Here is a 320-nt window from a genome sequence, read left to right on the forward strand (position 1 = left end):
TGGCCGCCGGTCTCCGGGTCGATCATGGTTTCGCAATTGCCGTGATCGGCGGTGACGATCATCGCACCGCCCGCGACCTCCAGGGCCGCAAGCGCGCGCCCGAGCCCTGTATCCACTGCCGTGCACGCGGCCTTCGCCGCCTCCAGATCGCCGGTATGCCCGACCATATCCGGGTTGGCGTAGTTCACCACGATCAGGTCATAGCCCGCCTCGATCGCCGCCACGAAACTGTCAGACACTTCCTCGGCGCTCATCTCGGGCTGCAGGTCATAGGTCGCCACCTGGGGCGAAGCCGGCATAAAGCGGTCCTCCCCGGTCTC

1 protein-coding gene is annotated in these 320 nt (G+C 66.6%); it reads right to left on the reverse strand.

Annotated elements, in window-relative coordinates; genetic code table 11:
- On the reverse strand, positions 1-320 hold a 320-nt coding region (locus H2O73_RS23615), incomplete at both ends, for an alkaline phosphatase family protein (RefSeq protein ID WP_182110751.1).

Source organism: Vibrio marinisediminis (genome assembly GCF_014050145.1).
GTDB lineage: Bacteria > Pseudomonadota > Gammaproteobacteria > Enterobacterales > Vibrionaceae > Vibrio > Vibrio marinisediminis.